The organism is Oceanicoccus sp. KOV_DT_Chl (assembly GCF_900120175.1).
Classification (GTDB): Bacteria; Pseudomonadota; Gammaproteobacteria; order Pseudomonadales; family Dasaniaceae; genus Oceanicoccus.
The window spans coordinates 200,551-219,669 of sequence record NZ_FQLF01000005.1 but is presented as its reverse complement, the minus strand read 5'-3'; the positions used below and the strand labels follow the sequence as shown (position 1 = coordinate 219,669).

The following is a 19,119-nucleotide window of genomic DNA, read 5'->3' as shown; positions in this document are numbered from 1 at the left end:
AACAGATCGAGAGTGCAAACTGGTATGAGTGATATCAAGATTAAGGTAGAAGTGTGTTATGCACTGCCAAATAAGCAGCAAATTATTGCTTTGGAAGTGGCTGAAGGCACCACCGTTTTTGATGCGGCGGAGCAGTCCGGTATTGTTAAACAGTTTCCAGAGCTGGATTTAGCCACGGCTAAAATGGGGGTTTTTGGCAAGGCAGTAGCCAATCCGAAAAAAGAAGTACTATCAGCTAACGATCGAGTGGAAATCTACCGCCCCCTGATTGCTGATCCCAAAGAAGTACGGAAGGTCAGGGCTGCTAAGGTTAAAGCTGAAAAAGCTGCCGATAAAACGCATTAAGGTGAAAGTGAAGCGGGATGGGATGTTTCCGCTGTTGCTGAGCTTATTTAGCTTTCGCTGTCGTCGTCAGCATCGGTGGCCGCTTGTTGGTCGGTGGCTGATGGCAGAAAATCGCCAGTAAAATAATTTAAATTGCCATCTTTGAAGAAAATAGCCATGCGGTATTGCTCACGAGTATCGTTGCCGCGTTTTATATAATAAACGTAGTCCCAGCGATCGACATTGAAGGTGTCTTTTACCAGCGGGCTGCCCATAATATATTCCACCTGGTCTTTGGACATGCCGGGTTTTAGCTGGTCAATCATTTCCTGATTCACCACATTGCCCTGCTCAATAGCGATTTTGTAAACCCCTGGGAATTGCAGGGTGCTACAGGCACTTAATGCTGCTAAGGTGAGGATAAGAATAAATTTTTGCATTTGGGTTCCACTCGATAACCGGGACGTGGATAATACCTCAAACCAATCATGAACGCTAAGGGCTAGCCGGCTTGAGCTAGCACTAAAATCAGAGATCCGTCGTTATGACCATGGAAAATCAGGAATTGCGTAAAGCGGGGCTTAAAGTCACGTTACCGCGGGTAAAAATCTTACAGTTAATGGAACAGGCTGAAGAGAACGAACACCATCTCAGTGCTGAAGATGTCTATAAAGCGTTGCTAGAAGCCGGTGATGATGTGGGCTTGGCCACGGTTTATAGAGTATTGACCCAGTTTGAAACGGCGGGTTTGGTAGTACGTCATAATTTTGAAGGGGGTCACTCGGTATTTGAAATGGCCAAAGGCGATCATCATGATCATATGGTGTGTTTGGAAACTAATCAGGTGATTGAGTTTCTGGACCCTGTTATTGAGCGTCGTCAGCACGAGCTGGCTTCTGAGCATGGTTATGAGATTGTCGATCACAGTTTGGTGTTGTACGTGAAACCAAAGAAATAGCAGCAATTTAATTAATCTATAGTTTAAAGGCCGTCTTTCGTACGGCCTTTTTGCTATTTGGTTCTATATTAGGCGTTGAGAAAGTTTGCTGCCGGTGTTAAAGCTTGCTTAAGTCATTTTGTGAACAGTTTATGGGCCGGCAGTCGTCTTTGGTTAAACTGCTTTTAGTCTGAGTTATCTCCTGCTGACTTTCAATTAGAATAATATTCTCCGGTTGAATCCTTAACCCGCAGTTGATGGCTGTTTTGGCTTGAATCACACAACCTGTTTGAAATAAGGTGTGAGCCAAATTATTCCAGCCCTCGACAGCGCTGGGTCGCAGTGTTACATAGGCCGAAAAATACTGTTCTGCTGTTCGGTAATCAGCTAGCGAATAAGCCGCGTTTCCTGCGCCGAACTGAGCAACTGGATGATCGGGCCACTGCGCAAGTATGGCTTGATAAACTGCCAAAGCTGCTTTTGTTTCACCCACCTGCTCCAGTTCATTGGCAGCGCTGATCATGGTCTTAGCCTCGGCAGTTGCCGGTAGCCTTTCCGGGCGGAGTATTACCAACGCCCATGAGTCAGCCCGTTGCCAGGTTCTAACAAACAAGTCAAAGTCGACCTCGTGAGCTTTTTCTTTTCCAGAGCGCAAGCTGATTGTTTGCTGGTTGAGGTCGTAGCCTATGGCCACACTAAAATGCCAACGTGGTAGCCAGTTGTAGGCAAGATTTTGCATGACTAGCACTGGGTTACCGGCATTAATCTCAGTGAGTACATCGATAAGTTCCGGACGTAAAGGGTACGGCAGCAACCCATATCTTCTGGAACGAGCCACAATTTCAGTAGTGACTGTACCTTCTTTGCCCGGGATGTAAATTTTGCTGCGCAATTGCTCCGGGCTGGCGTCAATTCCCTGCACCGCCAGCATAGTGGCTAAAGAAGCGGGACCGCACTGATCTTCAATTTGAGGGAAAAAGGGGATGTTGTCGAGTTGCCGGGATGAATCGAGTTTCGCAACCTCCGGGATTTGATACCAGAGGTTGCTGGTGCAAGCCGTTAACAGAAATAGGCTGGCTAGTATTATTTTTCTTGCAGCTTTACTCAAAGTATTAGCAGCGAAAAGCATGAAATTTTTACTTATTAATACATTTTACAAAGGTAAATACATCAGTGGCACAAAGCATATCGGTAATAACGAAAACAATAAAAATCGTTAGTAGCACACCTACAATCCCGCCTGCTGGTTGTTGCTCAAGCTGGGTGTTAAGTTGCTGAATTTCTGCCGGCGTTAAACTCGCAATGCGATCATTTAATTGATCGGTATCGACACCCATCTCTTGTAATTGTTGTTTTAGTTCAACAGAAGCCAGTGCAGATTGCAGGCTCTGCTGGTTGTATTGCATGTTATCTGAGTGAATGATAGTGGTAGTGGGGATCATGCCTGCTTGTGCATAAGCGGCAAGCATTCCGGTTATGACTATGACAGTTGCCAATACTTTTTTCAGACCTTTGCTATTGAATAAGCGATTCATTATGTAGTCTCCTGTTAGTGGGCGATGTAATAAGTTTCCGATATCTGCCGTGTAATAGCTATCAAATTATTTTTTTGGATATTGAACATTATCGGTGGTTGTTATTTTTCTGATGATTTCTTCAGCTTTAGCTGGGGGTTACCCTGAAGTTTGTTAATTATCGTATTTATAGTGGCCGCCACTTGGGTGTGCGGCCCTCGCTGAAGGCCGCCATCATTTCTTCCATGCAGCCGGTGAAGTAACCAAGGGCCTGGGTGCGGTTTTCGATTTCCATGGCATGACGTAAGCTGGGCGCATTGATATTGTTCCAAAATCCTTTCTTGGTCATCCAGACGCCATATTCCGAGTTTTCAGCAATTGCGCTAGCGTATTCGATGGCTTTTTCCCTTAGTTGCTCAGGTTCAACCAATGCGTTGAGCAGCCCTAGTTGATCGGCTTCCTCGGCTTTAAAAATACGTCCCGTTAGCATCAGCTCCATGGCCTTGGTGGGGTTGATCAATTTAGGCAGAAAATAGCTTACGCCGATGTCGCAGGATGAGAGCCCGGTTTTGATAAACACTGAGCCAAATTTTGCGCCTTTGGCTGCCACCCGCAGATCGCAGGCCAACGCAAAAGCCAAGCCTCCGCCTACTGCGGCGCCGTTAATCGCAGCAATAACCGGCTTGTCACATTCGTGAATAGCGAGTGCGGCTTCAGCAATGCGCTCCTGATATTTATAGACAAACCCCAGTTGGCTCATGCCTTCTGTGCCTTGGATAGAACCCGGGCCGGATTGTGTGGTGAGGTCGGCTCCGGCACAGAAGCCTTTGCCTTCGCCGGTAACAATAATCACCCTAACGCTACGATCGAGCTGCGCTTGTTGAAAGGCGTCGATGAGTTCATCCAGCATCTGCGGGGATATAGCATTCATCACCTCAGGCCGATTAAGTTTGATTTCAAGAATATCGTTGTTGATTTTTTGCTGCACTACTTGGGTCATGGTGTTGTCCTATAGGTTATTTTGCCAACATGCCGCCATCAGCGGTGAGGGTAATGCCTGTTGTATAGGATTCCCCAGCGAGATAAAACACCGGGTTGAGAATTTCTTTGCTATCGGCAATACGTTTGATCAGGTTAGCTTCCAGCATGCCGTCTTCCATGCCCGGTATGGCGTCGATAACCCCATCGGTCAAATCAGAATGATAGCTGCCAGGTGCGATGGCGTTAACGCGAATATTCATCGGCGCCCATTCTTGTGCCATCACTTTGGTTAAGGCTTCCAGAGCGGCTTTAGTGGCGGCATAAAATCCCATAAATGCAGGAGGTCTCAGCCCGGCTACCGACAGTATGTTGATAATGGCACCGCCGCCATTTTCAGCCATATAGGGTGCTAACTTGGTAGCGAGATACCAGGGGCCGCGCTGATTAACCTGATACATTTTGTCAAAAGCGGCAGGCGTTTGATCGGTAAGCGCGCCCATGGCGATATTGATGCCGGCATTATTAATAACAATATCAACTCGGCCATAATGATTAATGGCCGTCTCTACCAGCCGATCAAGATCGTCGGTGTTACCGGTGTTGGCAGCCACCGCTAGTGCGTCGCCACCTTGATTGATGATGTCAGCAGCCAAGGCCTGACAGGATTCCAGCTTGCGGCTGGCAATAACCACCTTCGCGCCAGCAAGCGCGAAGCCTTCCGACATTGCTTTACCCAAGCCGCGGCTGCCGCCGGTGATCAGTACTACTTTATTTTCAAAATTAAACATGATGATTACGCCGCTCAATGAAGTCAGGGATGGGCATAAACTGCGAAGGTTTATTGCTGGTTTGCAGTGCATGATGATGCGAATTGCCCGTGTAGGTGACCACATTAGCACGGCTAAATTTCAACAGAAAAGGGTGAGAAGGGCCAAATAGATTGATCAAAATGTGCAGGGGCCATCTTCAGCGTGTGCCGAAGTGTTTGCCCCTGAATGATCTATGTCTGCCAATACTCTAATTGTGTAGACGATACAGGCTAGTGCGCCAACATCGCCTTGGCATGCGCCAGTGATTGATCGGTGATGGCAATGCCTCCCAGCATGCGGGCAATTTCTTCTACTTTATTGTCATCGTTCAGTTTTTTCAGTTGTGTACTGACACTGTTTTTACTGGCGGTTTTGCTGACATACAAATGGTGATGACCTTTGGAGGCGACCTGGGCTTGATGGGTGACACAGAGAACCTGACCCTGTTCGCCTAACTCTTGTAATAAGTTGCCCACCACTTCAGCCACAGCACCGCCAATGCCGACATCAACTTCATCAAATACCATGGTGGGGATGGCGCTGGTTTTAGCGGTGATCACTTGAATGGCTAAACTGATACGGGATAGTTCACCGCCAGAGGCGATTTTAGCCAGAGGCTGTGGTGCCTGCCCGGGGTTGGTGCTGACCAGAAACGCGACGTCCTCATTGCCATTTTGGTGAGGGATGTTATCGGTTTTTGCGGTGAGTAGAATTGTCAGCTGGCAATTAGCCATGGCCAGTTGCTGTAGCTGTTGTTCGACTTGCTTCTGCAGTTTTTTGGCCGCTGTTTTGCGTTTTTTGCTGATGACTTCTGCTTGCTGGCGATAATCTTTGTCCAGCGTCTGGAGCTGCTGCTTAAGCTGGTCAATTTCTTCATTACTGCCGCTAATGCTGGTTAATTCTTGTTGAAGTTGTTGATGCAGTTCGGTCAGTTGTTCGGGCTTGATATGATGCTTGCGGGCCACTTCATAGATAGTGCTTAAGCGTTCATCCACATATTGCAGACGCTCCGGATCCAATTCAAAACCGTCGACATGATGTTGTAGCTCGTGGCTGGCTTCTTCGGTTTGGATCAGTGCGCTGTTGAGTAGCTGTTCGGCTTCGGTCAGTGCCTGAGTTTTAACCGGAATGCTGGATAATGAACGCACGGCTTGATTTAAAATACTAATAACATTTAATTCACCCTCCGAGCACAGCGCAATTGTGTGCTGGCAGTTTTGCAGAATCTGTTCGCCGTGGGCTAATTGCTTTTGCTCCTGCTCTAAATCATGTAGTTCAGATTCTTGCACGTTTAAGCTGTCCAGTTCATCAACCTGATAACCTAACAGTTGCGCTCTGGCGCTTTGTTCGCTGCGGTTGGTTTCCAGTGTCGTTAGTCGCTGTTGTGCTTGCTGGTGTTGTTTGGCGATGACTTTTAATTCTTCTGTTTGGTGGGTTAAGCCAGCGTAGTCATCCAGTAAGCGTCGCTGTTGCTCTTTGCTCAGTAGTGATTGATGCGCGTGCTGGTTGTGAATGTCGATCAACATACCGCCGATGGCTTTTAAATCCTGTAGCGTGGCTGGGCTGCCATTGATAAAGGCCCTTGAGCGGCCCTCTTTGGTAATCACCCTGCGCAGAAAACATTCTTCACCGTCGAGTAATTCTCGCTCCTGCAGCCAGCGTTTGGCTTCCTTGATCGCGCCTATATCGAAACAGGCATTGATATCAGCACGCTCACTGCCGTGGCGCACTACGTTAGGGTCGGCTCTATCCCCCAGAGCTAGCCCCAGAGCATCGAGCATAATGGATTTACCGGCGCCGGTTTCGCCGGTGATGACGGTCATACCGCGTTGGAACTCCATCTCCAGTTGTGAGGCGATGGCAAAATTATTGACGCTGAGGTGGGTTAACATGGGGCTAATCCATAGTCTGTTTATTTGTACAGTATTATGGATGTATATACAGTATTTTGTCTAGCGGGCTTACAATGTTTTTTTGGGCTAGGGGCATGCTAATAACGTCATTCCCGACACCGATCGGGAATCCAGAGCTACAAAGTGATGAGTAAGGGGCTTTCTATAAACTCTGGGGAAAGCTAGCTATTTTGCACTCTGTAGCTCTGGATGATTCGCTCCGCTGGGCCTGCCCAGTGAAGCGTTTTGGGTACACCCTAAAGGGCCGCACCTTCGTGCGTTCAACGCACTGCGTGCTTTTTCCCGATCGGGCCGGGGATGACTTCGACTTGTTTATGATATTTCAGATTCATTCCGAATTGTCGTGCAATCAAGTCGGGATGGTCTGAGACTATTTCAGGCGCTATGGTTGATAGAGTCAGCTATAACTAACCCGCTCACAAACCACTAAGTCCCCGCATAACGCCCTTGCTTAGCCTGCACGTCATCCTGGTCCCGGTGCCAGATTTGCCTAGGCGCATAACCTTCCTTGCGCAACATATGCTCGGTATAAACAATGCGTTCCGGGTCGATTCGCAATAATTGCCCCGGTGGCAGACGATTAAAGTCCCGTCCCATTTCAAAGTTGGAGGAGGGGTATTTAAAGACCTTCATTCCCAGTTCCCATTCTTCGGTACCGGGATCTAGCAGTGTTCCGGTGCCGAAGAATTGCGCGCCCATTACGCAGGTCCAGCCGGCCATAGGATTGGCAACAGCAAATGAAATACGCGGGTCCCGTTTGATCGCTTTGGTCTTAGGGCTATTGGCCTGCGGAAAAATATAGAGTGTTAAGTGGTGGGTATAAAACTCGACGGGGCTAACCACTGGGCTGCCGTCTTTGCGTACCGTACCTAAATAACCCAGGTTGGTCATAGTACTGATGCGTTCTATTTTGGCTTCGAGTTGTTGTTTGGATAACAGTTGGGTTGGCCAAGGGGTTTCCTCTAGCCACGGGTGGGCAAAACTCATTGTGTGATCCTTTATTAAATTATTGTTTAGGTGGGCTGGATTGTTACATGAATCAGCTGCCGCGTTGCGGAGCTTTTAACATCTTTACATGCGGTCCATTTTTATCGTTTACTGACAATATAGTAGTAGCTTTGAAGAGAGGATTAGCTATGAGCACCGAGATCGTCAGCGAGCGGGCACAAGTGCTGTTAAAAACGCTAGTGCAGCGCTATATCCGCGATGGTCAGCCGGTGGGTTCGCGCAGTTTATTGGAGGATTCCGGTCTGGCGGTCAGCCCGGCCACCGTGCGCAATGTCATGTCAGATTTGGAAAGCATGGGCTTTATTACTTCCCCGCATACCTCGGCAGGGCGCATACCGACGACGCAAGGTTACCGTTTATTTGTCGATAGCTTGTTAACCATGCAGCCAATCAATGCCCATGCCTTACAAAGTCTGGAGCAACAGTTGGACCCCGATAAAAGCAGTAAGGAGCTAGCCCAAACCGCTTCAAAATTATTATCAACGATCACCTCACAGGCGGGGTTGGTCAGCGTGCCCAAACCGAAGAAACAGGCATTGCGGCAGGTTGAGTTTTTACCGCTCTCGGGTAATCGGGTGTTGGTGATTTTAGTGATCAATGAGCGTGAGGTAGAAAACAGGGTGCTTCACACGCATCGCGAGTACACCGCAGTGGAGTTGCAACGGGCGACAGCCTTAATCAATCAGCGTTACGCCGGGCAAAGTTTGGGGCAGGTGCGGCGCTCGGTGCTGGCCGCTATGCAGCAGGATAAGGATTCTATTGATAGTTACTTGCAAACGACGCTGGATTTGGCCAGCCAAACGTTCACCGAGGATGCCGATGCCAGCGACACCGATTATGTGGTGGCTGGCGAAGGGCAGTTGGTGGGCATGAGCTCCGCGGAAGATATTGGTCGTTTACAGGGCCTGTTTGAAGCCTTTGAACAAAAGAAGGATATTCTGGAATTGGTCGATCGCAGTATTCAGGCGCAGGGCATTCAGATCTTTATCGGTGAGGAATCGGGCTATGACATGCTCGGCGGGTTTAGTCTGATCACCGCGCCCTACCAGGCTGATGGGGATAATCTGGGGGTGCTTGGCGTTATTGGTCCCACCCGGATGGCCTATGAGCAAGTAATTCCCATCGTTGATGTCACAGCGCAAATGCTGAGTTTGGCGATGAAGAAGTCCTGAGTCTGACTGGCGAAGGTTTATATTACGCTTAAATTGCAAAATCAGGGCCTCTCTTGCCTCTCGTTTTCTATTCTAACTCATTGAATATATTGGTTTTTCCTCTATTATTTCCGGCCCGCAAATAATCCCCTTGAATTAAACACCTTTGCCCCCATATAGCAGGGCAGTAACGCCAGCGTGCTGGTTGATTTAAAACCTGAACCTGTAGGATTGGAGAGCACAGTGTCCAACGAAGAACAAACTAACCCTGAAGTAGAAGAACTAGTGGATGAGATTGCCGCAGATGATGCTGAAGTGAATGCCGCTGAAGCTGAACAGGCGCAAAGCCCGGAAGCGCAAATAGAAGAGCTGCAAGAGCAGCTGGCTAAAACCAAGGATGACGCTTTGAGAACGCTGGCCGAAGCGCAGAATATCAAGCGCCGCGCCGAGCAGGACATAGACAAAGCCCGTAAATTTGCGCTGGAGAAATTTTCTACCGACCTGTTAGCGATCGCCGATAACCTGCAGCGTGCAGTGGATGCCGCTGACAAAGACAATGAGTCGTTAAAGCCGCTGGTCGAAGGTGTTGAGCTGACCCAAAAAGCCTTGAATGACACCTTTGCCAAACATGGTGTACTGAAAGTTGACCCCATAGGCGAACCATTTGACCCCACCTTTCACCAAGCGATTTCAATGGTTGAAAACCCTGATGTCGAACCTAATACCGTGACTATGGTGATGCAGACTGGATATACCTTGAACGAGCGCTTGCTGCGCCCAGCGATGGTGATGGTATCGAAGGCCGCTCCAGCTGCCTCGGTTGACGAGCAGGCTTAACGGTCCGCTGTTATAAGGGCTGATTTTTAAACAATTTGTGGTAAATGCGGGCTTGAATAATTTGGCTTCGCACCCATATAGACAACAACTGAATTGAAACGCTGATGTTAATGATGATCAGCAATGAAGAGTAACTGGAGAACAACAATGGGTAGAATTATTGGTATTGACCTCGGCACCACCAACTCCTGTGTGGCAGTGTTAGATGGTAAAAGCAGTAAAGTAATCGAGAACGCTGAGGGCGATCGCACCACACCTTCTATTATTGGTTATACCGAAGATGGTGAGATTCTGGTTGGCCAGAGTGCCAAGCGTCAGGCGGTCACCAATCCACATAACACCTTATATGCAGTTAAGCGTTTGATCGGCCGCAAATTTAAAGATGATGTGGTGCAAAAAGACATCGGCATGGTGCCTTATAAAATCGTTGCAGCCGATAACGGTGATGCCTGGGTTGAAGCGCGCGGCAAGCGTATGGCTCCACCACAAGTGTCTGCTGAAGTATTGAAAAAAATGAAAAAAACCGCTGAAGAATATCTGGGCGAACCAGTGACTGAAGCCGTAGTCACTGTACCTGCTTACTTCAACGATTCGCAGCGTCAGGCCACTAAAGATGCCGGTAAAATCGCGGGTCTGGAAGTTAAGCGCATTATCAACGAGCCAACGGCGGCAGCGCTGGCTTATGGTATGGATAAAGCACAGGGCGATCGCACTATTGCCGTATACGATCTAGGTGGTGGTACCTTCGATATTTCTATTATTGAAATTGCTGAAGTAGATGGCGAGCACCAGTTTGAAGTGCTATCTACCAATGGTGACACGTTCCTGGGCGGTGAAGATTTCGATATGCGCTTGATCGAGTATTTGGCCGCTGAGTTCAAAAAGACTAACGGTATGGATCTGAAAGGCGATCCATTAGCGATGCAGCGCCTAAAAGAAGCGGGCGAAAAAGCCAAAATTGAATTGTCTTCTTCGCAGCAGACTGAAGTGAACCTGCCTTATATTACTGCGGATGCGTCTGGTCCCAAGCACTTGGTTGTGAAACTAACTCGCGCCAAATTAGAATCCTTAGTAGAAGATTTAGTGGCCAGAACAATAGAGCCGTTGAAAGTCGCATTAAAAGATGCCGGTTTATCTACCAGTGAAATTAACGATGTCATTCTGGTTGGTGGCCAAACGCGTATGCCACTAGTACAGGCTAAAGTTGCAGAGTTTTTTGGCAAAGAGCCACGTAAAGATGTAAACCCTGATGAAGCGGTAGCTCTGGGTGCTGCAATTCAAGGTGGTGTATTAAGCGGCGACGTGAAAGACGTATTGTTGCTGGATGTTACGCCATTAACTTTGGGTATCGAAACGATGGGTGGTGTTGCCACTGCCTTGATTGAGAAGAACACCACGATTCCTACAAAGAAATCGCAGATCTTTTCAACAGCAGATGATAACCAGTCAGCGGTAACAATTCACGTCGTACAGGGTGAGCGTAAGCAAGCGTCGGGTAACAAATCGCTGGGCCGTTTCGATTTGGCTGACATTCCACCGGCTCCGCGTGGCATGCCGCAAATCGAAGTAACTTTTGATTTGGATGCTAACGGTATTTTGCATGTTGCTGCCAAAGACAAAGCGACGGGTAAAGAACAGTCTATTCGTATTACTGCTTCTTCCGGTTTGTCAGAAGATGAAATTGAAAGCATGGTACGCGATGCCGAAGCGAATGCCGAAGCCGATAAGCAATTTGAATCATTGGTTACAGCGCGTAACACCTTGCAAGGCTTGATGAACGCCACCAAGAAAACCTTGGAAGAAGCGGGTGATAAAGCGACTGATGAGGAAAAATCTGCCATCGAAGCGGCGCTGGCCGAAGCCGAGACTGCGGTTACAGGTGATGACAGTGCAGCGATGGAAGCCGCTACCCAGAAACTGACTGAGGCATCCAGCTCACTGGCGCAAAAGCTGTATGCTGAGCAGGCTGCAGCGGCGGAAGCTGCTGGTGGTGCTGAACAAGCTGACAGCTCAGATGAAGCTAGCGATGATGCTGTCGATGCCGAGTTTGAGGAAGTAAAAGAAGATAAGTAATTGAGTACCGCAGTGTCAGAAAGTAGTGATTGAATAAGCTACTTGTTGGCAGGCGGCAACAGTTTACTTATATCAAAGCGCGGGCATGCCCGCGCCTTTGTATTTAAGGTTTGTTGCTTTTTATTGCTTATGAGCAATGACCTATTTGAACAGATAATGAAAAACACAGTGCGCAGTTAATACCGTAAAAGATTTGGTTTGGCACTGATTTAATAGCTTACTACTGGAATACACACCCCATGTCCAAACGCGACTATTACGAAATTCTTGGCGTTGCCAAAGATGCTTCGGAAAAAGACATTAAAAAAGCATATCGTCGAGTAGCGATGAAACATCACCCTGATCGTAATCCGGACGATAAAACATCAGAAGATAAATTTAAAGAAGCGTCTGAAGCTTACGAAATTTTATCGGACCCACAAAAGCGTCAGGCCTATGACCAGTATGGCCACGATGCGGTCAGTGGCAATGCCGGCGCTGGTGGTTTTGGCGGCGGTGCAGGTAACTTTAGCGATATTTTTGGTGATGTGTTCGGTGATATTTTTGGTGGCGGAGGCGGTGGTGGTCGCAGTCGTGGTCCTGCCAGAGGCAGTGATTTACGATACAACCTCGATGTAAATTTAGAAGAAGCTGTTAAAGGCACCGAAGTAAAAATTCGTATTCCTACGCTGGTGGCTTGTAATCCCTGTGATGGTAGTGGAGCTAAAAAAGGCAGCTCGCCAGTAACGTGTACCACGTGTAACGGTATGGGCCAGGTGCGGATGCAGCAAGGCTTTTTCTCGGTGCAGCAAACTTGTCCTAATTGTCGCGGTAAGGGCAAAATGATTTCTGACCCTTGTAATAGTTGTCATGGTCAAGGGCTGGTAGAAGAAACCAAAACGCTGTCAGTAAAAGTGCCGCCAGGTGTTGATACTGGTGATCGCATTCGCTTGAGTGGAGAAGGTGAGGCGGGGCCGGATGGTGGTCCATCAGGTGATCTGTTTGTACAGATCAACGTTCGCGCACATAATATTTTTGAGCGTGATGGAAAAAATCTCTATTGCGAAGTGCCCATCAGTTTCATCGATGCCGCGTTAGGTGGCGAAATGGAAGTGCCGACGCTGGATGGCCGGGTTAAATTAAAAATTCCTGCAGAAACGCAAACCGGTAAATTATTTCGTTTGCGCGGTAAAGGGGTAACGCCAGTACGCGGAGGTTCAACCGGGGATTTATTGTGCCGTGTAACACTGGAAACACCGGTTAATTTGACCAAGCACCAAAAGGAATTGCTGACCCAATTACAGGCGTCGTTTGAGAAAGAGGGTAATCAGTCGCCGCGGAAGAATTCCTGGTTTGATGGGGTTAAATCTTTCTTCGATGACATGAAAATTTAAGTGTTTATAGAAGGATCTAGCACGCTATTGCCGTGTCAGTGCTGTGCTCGGTTGGTCATGTACTAAATGTACATTGCCGCCCTGTGCGCAGTACTTCCTTGCACTAGCGCACTACCTCCTCCTCTAAACACTTAAATTACGTGCTAATAAGAGTGTCGCACTGCAGCACAATCTCGCACTCTATAGGCTTAAGTTGGGTGCCGTTTATAGGTATTGCATCGCCGCCCATTCTTGCGGTTTAATTCCACAAAATACGAAACCAATAAAATAATTGTCATTCCGCAGGCGGGAATCCAGAACACAACAATAAATTAACCACGTCAGTGAGCTACTGGCTATTAACAAAGGCTTTCAAACCATGACCGTAAAAATTGCTGTGACCGGAGCTGCCGGGCGTATGGGTAAAATTCTGATTGAAGCAGTGAGTTTAAATCCTAATGCCGAATTAAGCGCTGCTATTGAGCGGGCGGAAAGTCCGGCGCTGGGATTGGATGCGGGCGAGCAAGCGGGTTTGGGTAAAAATGGTGTATTGATTGTTGATGATATTCAGCAAGTAATTAATGATTTTGATGTGCTAATTGATTTTACTGCGCCGGCGGCGACGGTTGCTAACGCCAAAGCTTGTGCTGCGGCAGGCAAGAAAATGATTATTGGTACGACAGGATGTACGGATGCAGATAAAGCAGAAATTGCTACAGCGGCAGGCCAATCTGCTATTTGCATGGCGACTAACTTCAGTACCGGGGTTAATTTATGTTTTAAATTAGCCAAAGAAGCGGCCGCTATTTTGGGCGACGATTACGGTGTTGAAATTGTCGAAGCCCATCACCGGCATAAAGTGGATGCCCCTTCCGGTACTGCCTTGAGCTTGGGTGAAGCCGTGGCTGAAGGACATGGTCGCCAGTTAAAAGAGGTGGCGGTGTATAGTCGTGAAGGTCAAGTTGGCGCCCGTACCGAACATGAAATTGGCTTTGCCACCATTCGCGGCGGTGATGTAGTGGGCGATCACACAGTGATGTATATGGCTGATGGCGAGCGCGTAGAAATTAGTCATAAAGCCAGTTCAAGAATGAGCTTTGGCCGCGGCGCTATTCGCGCCGCTGTATGGGTAGCGGCTAAAGATGCCGGCTTATTTGATATGCAAGATGTATTAGGCTTTAAATAAGGTCCAAGCAACCCTCTCAAGTCTGGCAGGGTGCGGGGACAGGCCAGCTTTTGCGCCGTCTGCAACGTTAGCTCTGTCCCCAGTTTGAAACCCTTGGCACACACGTCAGCTCAGAAATCCTTTCTTTGCCACAATAATAGCTACCAACAACGCTAATTCTCAAAATGAACATTTAGCACTAGCGATTCCATATTAGGCCTGGCGCTAATGTACTTTTACTTCAAGTATATTTTTAAATTTTCACGCTGTTATTCATAACCCATAAAAGCTTCATCTGCCCCTGTTTATTTATGATCTGGTTGGGGGTGGTACCCGTATCTGGTCTAACAGAGGGCTTTTTATGAATTCAGCAGCGCCATCAACGTCCGATTCTGATGTTAATTCTTCGATACCTGTTCCTTTAGAGGATACTGTGTTGGTGAGGGATAAAATCATACAGCACTGCCATCTGACTGAAGTAACCGAGAACGGCGCAGCCAAGATGCGTCTTAACATGAAAAGGTCACCTTTTGTTGAGGCTGGCTGGGTTAGACTTTGGCAAGCCCCTGAAGATTCAGTGATCGACCGTCTCTATCATTTATATATTGGCGGCCCTGGCAACGATATGAATTTGATGTACGCGATGACCCGCATCGACTCAGCGGTCCCCCACTTTCTGATGCACTACAATCTTAATCCACCGGGGGTTTGGAGCTACCATATAGACTTGGCACCCAAAGTTGATCCTGTTATGTACCCTGATTATTGGCGCAATGCGTATTCACCGCTAAGCACTATTACCGAAAGCAAACCGTTTAAATCAATACTAACACCTCGTATTCAAGCTGACCGTAAGCAGTATTTATCTACCTGGGGATTGTATGGAAAAGAGGTAGGGCAGGTTGAATATGAAACCGTGAGAGACCAGGCGATGCCGTTTTATGTCGACCACTTTCTTCAACTGTGCGACCAGTTCAGTTTCGATCAGGTTGATCAAGCTTATTTGCGTGAACGCGGTGAGCAGGTTATGGATATGCTGCTAGCAAGAGAAATGGATGTGCGTGGATGGGGGCGTTTTGACGCCTTGTTTGGTGCTGAGGTGACTGATCAGGTCCGTGAGCTTTGTCGACGTGAACTGAAAACCTGATTATGCAAAGGGAGCAATGATCAGCGCAGTAACGCCAGTAATCAATTAGCCTGCTTTAATGTCTGTTTGTCGAAAAAATTATTACATGACTTATTCATTACACCTTCAAAAATCAGTTATTTCTATTGTTGCGAACATAAGTAGTAGTTGTTTACCTATTTTTGCCTATTTCCATTGTGCCATTTCAATCACTTAAAGTGGGCAGTAGTAATGTTGCTGTTTATTTGCAATGAGTAGCTAGTGGATCACTATTCAGTTTTGGGTATTTAGCGCCTGGATGCTGGAGGCCACCAATTCCGTCTTTGTACCAACGTGCTTTGCGCAATTTCTGGGCTAAACTATTTGCAATTCAAGTGGCATGAACAAAAAATCCATTAGAAATTGGCCTGCCACGCCATTGAATGATGGGTGGCGATGGCCGCATGATTAAGGCAATAAATACCCTGAATACGAAGTAGGAGTCAGAGATGCAAACAGAATTCGCTAAAAAGTTAGGCATAGATGTGCCCATTTTTGCCTTTACCCATTGCCGTGATGTGGTGGTGGCGGTCAGTAAAGCGGGAGGTATCGGTGTATTGGGTGCGGTGGGCTATTCGCCTGCCCAGCTGAAAGAAGAGCTGGACTGGATCGATGAGCATATAGGCGATCACGTCTATGGCGTTGATACGGCAATTCCACAAAAATACGAAGGTATGGATAAAACCAGTCCGGACGAATTGGTGGCGATGATTCAGGATGCGATTCCAGAGGAGCACCGTAAATTCGCTGCGGGACTGTTAAGTAGCCACGGTGTACCTGAATTACCCGATAAAGATGACGGCGTGACCCTAAGTTTTTCTGCGGTTCAGGGGCAGCTATTAGTTGATGAGGCGCTAACGCGTCCCAATTGCCGGATTATTGTCAACGCATTGGGAACCCCGCCTGCCGAAATTATCAAGCAGGTGCAGGATTCCGGTCGGATGATCGGCGCTTTGGCTGGGCGTTTGAAGCATGGTATTAATCATAAAACAGCCGGTTTGGATTTTGTTGTTTGTCAGGGCACAGAAGGTGGCGGTCATGCCGGAGAGGTTACTTCCATGGTGCTTTGGCCGCAGATGGTTAAAGAGTTGGCACCGTTGCCGATTTTAGCGGCGGGCGGTATTGCCAGTGGTCAGCAAATGATGGCGGCAATGAGTATGGGCGTCGAAGGTGTTTGGTTGGGTTCAATGTGGTTGAATTCGAGTGAAGCCAGTGCCGAACCAGCACAGCGTGAGTCATATATGAAGGCGACGTCGGAAGACACTGTTCGTTCCAAGTCCTTTACCGGTAAGACGGCGCGGATGTTGAAAAACGAATGGACCGAAGCCTGGGAGCGTGAAGACACGCCTGATCCATTACCCATGCCTTTGCAAGGCTATCTTACCTTTGACGCGGTAAGGCGCACTCATAAATACGCGGGCGTAGCCGAGACGCAAAAAGTGGCCTTTAACCCTATTGGCCAAGTGGTAGGTCAGATAAATCAAATTGAATCCTGTCGCGATATTATGACCCGTTTACTGACCGAGTATGCAGAGTCTTATGAGCGTATAAACTCACTGATGCCAGAATAGTGTAGCTCGGTATTTCAGCAAAAAAGGGAAGCTCGGGCTTCCCTTTTTTGTGCCTGAATTTCGGGCTGCTATAAGCCTTGCGGTTTTGCTGTTATAACTTCTGGTCTTGCTGGGCTGCAAAATAAGATCAAAAGCACTATTCTTATTGGTATGAATAATAATAACTGCGGTGATATTTATGAGTGACTCCAATAAAGCGGCGCTGGCAAGTAACAGCAAAAGTTTGTTGCAGCAAACTAATATCCAGAATTACTGGCGTGCCAATAAACGGGTGTTAGTGATACTACTCAGTGTTTGGTTAGTGGTTTCGTTTGGCTTGAGCGTGTTGTTGGTCGATTGGTTGGATCAATTTTCGTTGGGTGGTTTTCCCTTGGGTTATTGGTTTTCCCATCAGGGTGCATTGCTTGTTTATATCGCGTTGATTTTTATTTACCACGTCTGGATGACACGTATTGAAACAGCTTGTGGTTTTGATGAGGGCGAACGCAATGCTGACTCTGCGACAGCGACACAAGGAGGTAAGCACTAATGGATGCACAATTACTGAGTTATATTTTTGTCGGTCTTTCTTTTGCGCTGTACTTCGGCATTGCGGTGTGGTCACGGGCTGGTTCCACCAAGGATTTTTATGTGGCGGGCGGCGGGGTTAATCCTATCGTCAATGGAATGGCGACGGCCGCAGACTGGATGAGCGCGGCTTCGTTTTTATCACTGGCAGGTATTATGGCTTTCGCCGGTCGCGATGCTTCGGTGTATTTGATGGGCTGGACTGGTGGTTATGTATTGCTGGCGTTGTTATTAGCGCCTTACTTACGAAAGTTCGGCCGTTTTACCGTGCCGGATTTTATTGGTGAACGTTATTACTCCGACGCCGCCAGAGTGGTGGCGGTGGTTTGTTTGATATTTATTTCCTTTACCTATATCGCCGGTCAGATGCGCGGTGTCGGGATCGTATTTTCCCGTTTTTTAGAAGTGGAAATAGAAACGGGTGTAGTGGTCGGCATGGCCGTGGTATTTAGCTATGCCGTACTCGGTGGCATGAAAGGAATAACATATACCCAGGTTGCACAATATTGCGTGCTGATTTTTGCGTTTATGGTGCCGGCTGTGTTTCTGTCGATCATGTTTACAGATAATCCTTTTCCGCAGTTAGGTCTGGGCAGTGAATTGAATGATGGTTCCGGCTTAACCGTGTTACAAAAATTGGATCAAGTGACGGTTGAGTTGGGCTTTGGCGCGTATACCAGTGCCAAAAAATCAACCCTCGATACCATGGCTATTGTTGCCGCGTTGATGATTGGTACTGCTGGGTTACCCCATGTCATCGTGCGTTTTTTTACCGTGCCCAAGGTCTCCGATGCGCGCTTGTCGGCGGGTTATGCCTTGGTATTTATCTGTTTGATGTACACAACGATTCCCGGCGTCGCCGCATTCTCCCGGTTAAACCTAATGGATAACGTTAACGAAGTCCCGTATCAGCAAGCACCAGAATGGTTTGCCAATTGGGAGGGCACCGGTCTGTTAGCGTGGCAAGATAAAAATGGTGATGGCGTCATGCAGTATCGGGCAGGCGCACCCTTTTCGCCCGCAAAACCGGAATTTATTGAGGGACAGGGCGCTTTTGGTGAAAGAGTAATTAGCAACCAGCCAGCGGATAATGCAAACGAGCTTTATGTGGATCGTGACATTATGGTGATGGCTAACCCCGAAATTGCCCAGTTGCCCAATTGGGTAATTGCCCTGATGGCTGCTGGAGCTGTGGCGGCGGCGCTGTCTACAGCAGCAGGATTGTTATTGGTTATTTCCAGTTCGGTGTCCCATGATTTGTTAAAACAAACCTGGATGCCGAATATCAGTGACAAGCAAGAATTATTATTTGCGCGTTTGGCAGCTGCGACGGCGGTGGTGATTGCCGGTTGGTTTGGTATTTATCCGCCTGCGTTTGTTGCGCAGGTGGTTGCCTTTGCTTTTGGTCTGGCAGCGTCATCGCTGTTTCCGGCTATTTTTATGGGAATATTTTTTAAAAGGATAGGTAAAGAGGGCGCCATAGCGGGGATGTTAGTGGGTTTGATATTTACCTTTAGCTATATCGTGTTTTTAAATTTGCCGCGCCGGAATTAAATACTGCTGAGCATTGGTGGTTGGGAATTTCGCCTGAGGGTATTGGTACATTGGGCGCAGCGCTGAATATGGTGGTGGCGTTTCTGGTGAGCACAGTTGCGGTTAAGCCTCCGCAAGTGGTACAGGATCTGGTTGACGATATTCGTATGCCTGCTGGCGCGGGAGTTGCACATAAACATTAGGCGTTGGCGCAGCCAG

The 19,119-nt window shown here is 47.9% G+C and carries 17 protein-coding genes and 1 pseudogene; 11 read left to right on the top strand and 7 right to left on the bottom strand.

All coding sequences use genetic code 11. The features are described 5' to 3' along the window. Positions 1–24 precede the first annotated feature (24 nt). A complete protein-coding gene (locus UNITIG_RS18370) occupies positions 25–345 on the top strand; it encodes an RnfH family protein (RefSeq protein WP_101759811.1) in 321 nt (106 codons plus the stop codon). A 47-nt stretch (positions 346–392) separates the two neighbouring features. Here the strand turns inward: UNITIG_RS18370 and UNITIG_RS18365 are convergent, their stop codons facing one another. Next, positions 393–764: an outer membrane protein assembly factor BamE gene (locus UNITIG_RS18365; protein ID WP_101759810.1), complete on the bottom strand. Its 372-nt coding sequence runs from the start codon at positions 762–764 to the stop codon at positions 393–395. Between the two features lie 104 nt (positions 765–868). Here UNITIG_RS18365 and fur point away from each other — a divergent pair, with 104 nt between their 5' ends. Continuing rightward, complete coding sequence (gene fur, locus UNITIG_RS18360; RefSeq protein ID WP_101759809.1) at positions 869–1,282, top strand: ferric iron uptake transcriptional regulator; 414 nt, start codon at positions 869–871, stop codon at positions 1,280–1,282. A gap of 97 nt (positions 1,283–1,379) precedes the next feature. On the opposite strand, the gene UNITIG_RS18355 is transcribed toward fur, so the two are convergent. From UNITIG_RS18355 to UNITIG_RS18330, 6 genes are all read right to left on the bottom strand, one after another. Further along, a complete protein-coding gene (locus UNITIG_RS18355) occupies positions 1,380–2,369 on the bottom strand; it encodes a PA2778 family cysteine peptidase (protein ID WP_159931210.1) in 990 nt (329 codons plus the stop codon). A gap of 28 nt (positions 2,370–2,397) precedes the next feature. Then, entirely contained in the window at positions 2,398–2,796 is a 399-nt protein-coding gene (locus tag UNITIG_RS18350) for a PA2779 family protein (protein ID WP_101759807.1), read from the bottom strand. Positions 2,797–2,962: 166 nt separating this feature from the next. After that, positions 2,963–3,775, bottom strand: coding sequence for an enoyl-CoA hydratase/isomerase family protein (locus UNITIG_RS18345; protein WP_101759806.1), 813 nt, complete (start codon positions 3,773–3,775; stop codon positions 2,963–2,965). 16 nt (positions 3,776–3,791) lie between these two features. Next, positions 3,792–4,544, bottom strand: coding sequence for an SDR family NAD(P)-dependent oxidoreductase (locus tag UNITIG_RS18340; RefSeq protein WP_101759805.1), 753 nt, complete (start codon positions 4,542–4,544; stop codon positions 3,792–3,794). Positions 4,545–4,795: 251 nt separating this feature from the next. Next, positions 4,796–6,457: a DNA repair protein RecN gene (recN, locus tag UNITIG_RS18335; RefSeq protein WP_101759804.1), complete on the bottom strand. Its 1,662-nt coding sequence runs from the start codon at positions 6,455–6,457 to the stop codon at positions 4,796–4,798. Positions 6,458–6,904: 447 nt separating this feature from the next. Further along, positions 6,905–7,465: a pyridoxamine 5'-phosphate oxidase family protein gene (locus UNITIG_RS18330; RefSeq protein ID WP_101759803.1), complete on the bottom strand. Its 561-nt coding sequence runs from the start codon at positions 7,463–7,465 to the stop codon at positions 6,905–6,907. A 149-nt stretch (positions 7,466–7,614) separates the two neighbouring features. Here UNITIG_RS18330 and hrcA point away from each other — a divergent pair, with 149 nt between their 5' ends. From hrcA to UNITIG_RS18285, 9 genes and pseudogenes are all read left to right on the top strand, one after another. Next, positions 7,615–8,658, top strand: a complete 1,044-nt coding sequence (hrcA, locus tag UNITIG_RS18325) for a heat-inducible transcriptional repressor HrcA (protein WP_101759802.1) — start codon at positions 7,615–7,617, stop codon at positions 8,656–8,658. A 222-nt stretch (positions 8,659–8,880) separates the two neighbouring features. After that, a complete protein-coding gene (gene grpE / locus UNITIG_RS18320) occupies positions 8,881–9,474 on the top strand; it encodes a nucleotide exchange factor GrpE (RefSeq protein ID WP_235015494.1) in 594 nt (197 codons plus the stop codon). 147 nt (positions 9,475–9,621) lie between these two features. Beyond that, positions 9,622–11,547, top strand: coding sequence for a molecular chaperone DnaK (dnaK, locus tag UNITIG_RS18315; protein ID WP_101759801.1), 1,926 nt, complete (start codon positions 9,622–9,624; stop codon positions 11,545–11,547). A 239-nt stretch (positions 11,548–11,786) separates the two neighbouring features. After that, positions 11,787–12,920, top strand: coding sequence for a molecular chaperone DnaJ (gene dnaJ, locus UNITIG_RS18310; protein WP_101759800.1), 1,134 nt, complete (start codon positions 11,787–11,789; stop codon positions 12,918–12,920). Positions 12,921–13,278: 358 nt separating this feature from the next. Beyond that, complete coding sequence (dapB, locus tag UNITIG_RS18305; protein ID WP_101759799.1) at positions 13,279–14,085, top strand: 4-hydroxy-tetrahydrodipicolinate reductase; 807 nt, start codon at positions 13,279–13,281, stop codon at positions 14,083–14,085. A 340-nt stretch (positions 14,086–14,425) separates the two neighbouring features. Continuing rightward, on the top strand, positions 14,426–15,211 hold the full coding sequence (locus UNITIG_RS18300) for a hypothetical protein (RefSeq protein ID WP_101759798.1): 786 nt from the start codon (positions 14,426–14,428) through the stop codon (positions 15,209–15,211). Positions 15,212–15,678: 467 nt separating this feature from the next. Continuing rightward, entirely contained in the window at positions 15,679–16,800 is a 1,122-nt protein-coding gene (locus tag UNITIG_RS18295) for a nitronate monooxygenase family protein (protein WP_101759797.1), read from the top strand. 178 nt (positions 16,801–16,978) lie between these two features. Then, a complete protein-coding gene (locus UNITIG_RS18290) occupies positions 16,979–17,329 on the top strand; it encodes a DUF4212 domain-containing protein (RefSeq protein ID WP_101759796.1) in 351 nt (116 codons plus the stop codon). Beyond that, positions 17,329–19,103, top strand: a pseudogene (locus tag UNITIG_RS18285) (sodium:solute symporter family protein). Before UNITIG_RS18290 ends, UNITIG_RS18285 begins: the two are co-directional and overlap by 1 nt. Positions 19,104–19,119 lie beyond the last annotated feature (16 nt).

What these genes read in the sequence shown, in the direction of transcription:
- UNITIG_RS18370 (WP_101759811.1), top strand. Translation starts at nt 25, where the DNA reads ATGAGTGATATCAAGATTAAGGTAGAAGTGTGTTATGCACTGCCAAAT.
- UNITIG_RS18365 (WP_101759810.1), bottom strand. Translation starts at nt 764, where the DNA reads ATGCAAAAATTTATTCTTATCCTCACCTTAGCAGCATTAAGTGCCTGT.
- fur (WP_101759809.1), top strand. Translation starts at nt 869, where the DNA reads ATGACCATGGAAAATCAGGAATTGCGTAAAGCGGGGCTTAAAGTCACG.
- UNITIG_RS18350 (WP_101759807.1), bottom strand. Translation starts at nt 2,796, where the DNA reads ATGAATCGCTTATTCAATAGCAAAGGTCTGAAAAAAGTATTGGCAACT.
- UNITIG_RS18345 (WP_101759806.1), bottom strand. Translation starts at nt 3,775, where the DNA reads ATGACCCAAGTAGTGCAGCAAAAAATCAACAACGATATTCTTGAAATC.
- UNITIG_RS18340 (WP_101759805.1), bottom strand. Translation starts at nt 4,544, where the DNA reads ATGTTTAATTTTGAAAATAAAGTAGTACTGATCACCGGCGGCAGCCGC.
- recN (WP_101759804.1), bottom strand. Translation starts at nt 6,457, where the DNA reads ATGTTAACCCACCTCAGCGTCAATAATTTTGCCATCGCCTCACAACTG.
- UNITIG_RS18330 (WP_101759803.1), bottom strand. Translation starts at nt 7,465, where the DNA reads ATGAGTTTTGCCCACCCGTGGCTAGAGGAAACCCCTTGGCCAACCCAA.
- hrcA (WP_101759802.1), top strand. Translation starts at nt 7,615, where the DNA reads ATGAGCACCGAGATCGTCAGCGAGCGGGCACAAGTGCTGTTAAAAACG.
- dnaK (WP_101759801.1), top strand. Translation starts at nt 9,622, where the DNA reads ATGGGTAGAATTATTGGTATTGACCTCGGCACCACCAACTCCTGTGTG.
- dnaJ (WP_101759800.1), top strand. Translation starts at nt 11,787, where the DNA reads ATGTCCAAACGCGACTATTACGAAATTCTTGGCGTTGCCAAAGATGCT.
- dapB (WP_101759799.1), top strand. Translation starts at nt 13,279, where the DNA reads ATGACCGTAAAAATTGCTGTGACCGGAGCTGCCGGGCGTATGGGTAAA.
- UNITIG_RS18300 (WP_101759798.1), top strand. Translation starts at nt 14,426, where the DNA reads ATGAATTCAGCAGCGCCATCAACGTCCGATTCTGATGTTAATTCTTCG.
- UNITIG_RS18295 (WP_101759797.1), top strand. Translation starts at nt 15,679, where the DNA reads ATGCAAACAGAATTCGCTAAAAAGTTAGGCATAGATGTGCCCATTTTT.
- UNITIG_RS18290 (WP_101759796.1), top strand. Translation starts at nt 16,979, where the DNA reads ATGAGTGACTCCAATAAAGCGGCGCTGGCAAGTAACAGCAAAAGTTTG.